We start from the raw sequence: 2,531 nt of genomic DNA on the forward strand, positions 1-2,531 counted from the left end.
GCAGCGGCCTGCAGCGCCTGGCGGTTGGCCGTGGCGTCCTCGCTCGCGGCGATCAGGTACCAGACGCTGTCCAGCCAAGCGCTGTCGAAGGCGCCGTGCAGCCAGACCAGCCGTCCTTGCGCGGCCAGCGCATGCAAGCCCGGGGTCAGGGTCGGCGCGGCCACCCGTGGCTGGGCGCCGGCGGCGAGCAGTGCCTGCAGCTGGCGCTCGGCGGCCGCGCCGCCGCCGATCACCAGCACGGCCCGGTCGCGCAGGTCCGGATACAGGGCAATCGGGGCAGGGCTCACAGGGCGGCTCGCAACGCGGGGCAGGCGGGAGCGACGACCGTAGCGCCGGCTCATAGCCCCAGGAAATGACTTCATGCCCAAGGCAGATAGCTTTCGGTTATAAGGTGAAAGGCCGAATTCCACTACAGTCGAGCGTCCCGCCTGGCGGCGCCTCGCCCTCGTCCCGATGACGCTGACCCAACTCCGCTACCTCGTCGCCATTGCCGATGCCGATCTGAACATCACCCTGGCGGCGGCGCGCGTGCACGCCACCCAGCCGGGGCTGTCCAAGCAGCTCAAGCAACTGGAGGACGAACTGGGCTTCCTGTTGTTCGTGCGCAAGGGCCGCAGCCTGGAAACGGTGACCCCGGCCGGGCGCGAGGTGATCGAGCGCGCGCGCGCGGTGCTGGCCGAGGCCAACAACATCCGCACCTACGCCGCCAACCAGCGCCGCGAGAGCCAGGGCCAGCTGACCCTCACCACCACCCACACCCAGGCGCGCTTCGTGCTGCCGCCGGCGGTGGCGCAGATCAAGCAGGCCTATCCGCAGGTCAGCGTGCACCTGCAGCAGGCCGCCGAGAGCGCGGCGCTGGACCTGCTCAGCCAGGGCGACGCCGACATCGCCATCGTCAGCACCGCCGGCACGGCGCCGGCCGCCGGCATCGCCGTGCCGCTGTACCGCTGGCGGCGGCTGGTGCTGGTGCCGCGCGGGCATGCGCTGGACGTGCCCAAGCGGGTGCCGGACATGGTCGCGTTGGCGGCACAGCCGCTGATCAGCTACGAATCCTCGACCCGCGCCGGCTCCTCGCTGCAGCGCGCCTTCGGCCGGCTCGGGCTGGAGCCGCGGATCGCGCTGACCGCGCTCGACGCGGACCTGATCAAGACCTACGTGCGCACCGGACTCGGCGTGGGCCTGCTGGCGGAAATGGCGGTGAGCGCCAACGACACCGATCTGCGCGCGTGGCCGGCGCCGCCGGAGATTCCCGACTGCATCGCCTGGGCGGTGCTGCCGCGCGACCGGGTGCTGCGCGATTACGCGCTGGAGCTGGTGCACGTGCTGGCGCCGCAGATCGACACCCGCGACCTGCGCCGGGTGATGGAAGGCAACCAGCAGCCGGATTGGCCGGCGCCGCCGAGCTGGGAAGATCTGACCCAGACCATTACCAGTTGAAGCCGGGAATGTTGAAGCCGGGAACGGGGAATCGGGATTGGGGAATGGCGGTGAAGCCGGGAATGGGGAGTCGGGACTGGGGAATCGCGACAGCGGCGTCCTTTGATCGATACGTCGATTGGCTTCGGACAGACGTCTGGCAAAAGAAGTAAGGGCAACGGCGTCGCGGCCTGCACTGGAATGAAGACCCCGCACTGGCGTGGTTGCCTGCCGTGCGCGTTGCCGCGGCCGCAGTCGCCCCCTATCATGCGGCCCGCGCTGCCGCCCGGCAGACCGCGACCCTGGACGTGCCGGCGGCTGTCGGCACCGCGCCGCCGCTGTGCGGCCGTCGCCCAGGGCGCGTCGACTTTCCCAACGCAAGGACGCCCGATGCATCCTGTTCTTCAGCACAACCTGTTCTTCGTCAAGGAACAGGTCGGCATGTTCAAGGCCGCCAACAACTACGACGTGTTCGATCCGCACAGCAACCGCAAGCTGCTGGAATGCCGCGAGCCGAACCTGGGCGTGTTCACCAAGATCTTCCGGTTCACCGACTACAAGCGCATGACCCCGTTCCAGGTGGAAGTGCGTACTCCGGATGGGCAGAAGGTGCTGACGGTCAAGCGCGGCTTCTCGCTGTTCCTGTCCAAGGTCGAGGTGCTGGACGAGCGCGATCGGCTGGTCGGTTCCTTCAGCCAGAAGTTCTTCTCCATCGGCGGCAAGTTCGATGTGCTCGATGCCCAGGGCGCGCCGGTGTGCACCCTGCGCGGCAAGTGGACCAGTTGGGATTTCCGCTTCGTGCAGGGCGAGCGCGAACTGGCGCAGGTCTCGAAGAAGTGGGCCGGGCTGGGCAAGGAACTGTTCACCAGCGCCGACAACTACATGCTGTCGATCGCCGAGAGCCTGCCGGCCGAGGATCCGCGGCGGATCCTGATCATGGCGGCGGTGCTGTGCATCGATATGGTGTTGAAGGAGTGACCTTGAAGCCGGGAATGGGGAATCGCGGTGAAGCCGGGAATGGGGAATCGGGAGTGGGGAATCGCAAAAGCGGGATTCCCGCGGCGGCGGCTCCCCGGCCCCTCACACTGAGCGGCCGTGGCCATTGTGGGAGGGAC

Annotated in this window: 3 protein-coding genes; 2 read left to right on the top strand and 1 reads right to left on the bottom strand. The window is 68.5% G+C overall.

The window, feature by feature from the left end; translation table 11 throughout:
- On the bottom strand, positions 1-287 hold a 287-nt coding region (locus D183_RS24240), incomplete at its 3' end, for a precorrin-2 dehydrogenase/sirohydrochlorin ferrochelatase family protein (RefSeq protein WP_039726520.1).
- A 166-nt stretch (positions 288-453) separates the two neighbouring features.
- On the opposite strand from D183_RS24240, the gene D183_RS0107675 reads away from it, so the two are divergent.
- Both D183_RS0107675 and D183_RS0107680 read left to right on the top strand, forming a co-directional pair.
- Positions 454-1,437, top strand: a complete 984-nt coding sequence (locus tag D183_RS0107675) for a LysR family transcriptional regulator (RefSeq protein ID WP_017908487.1) — start codon at positions 454-456, stop codon at positions 1,435-1,437.
- Positions 1,438-1,806: 369 nt separating this feature from the next.
- The gene (locus D183_RS0107680) at positions 1,807-2,394 is read left to right on the top strand and encodes a phospholipid scramblase-related protein (RefSeq protein ID WP_017908488.1); all 588 of its coding nucleotides are present in this window, start codon (positions 1,807-1,809) and stop codon (positions 2,392-2,394) included.
- Positions 2,395-2,531: the final 137 nt, after the last annotated feature.

The sequence above is a fragment of the Xanthomonas sp. SHU 199 genome (assembly GCF_000364665.1).
Taxonomy (GTDB): domain Bacteria; phylum Pseudomonadota; class Gammaproteobacteria; order Xanthomonadales; family Xanthomonadaceae; genus Xanthomonas_A; species Xanthomonas_A sontii.

Excerpts from the sequence above, each read along its gene's own strand:
- D183_RS0107675 (WP_017908487.1), top strand. The coding sequence starts at position 454 with ATGACGCTGACCCAACTCCGCTACCTCGTCGCCATTGCCGATGCCGAT.
- D183_RS0107680 (WP_017908488.1), top strand. The coding sequence starts at position 1,807 with ATGCATCCTGTTCTTCAGCACAACCTGTTCTTCGTCAAGGAACAGGTC.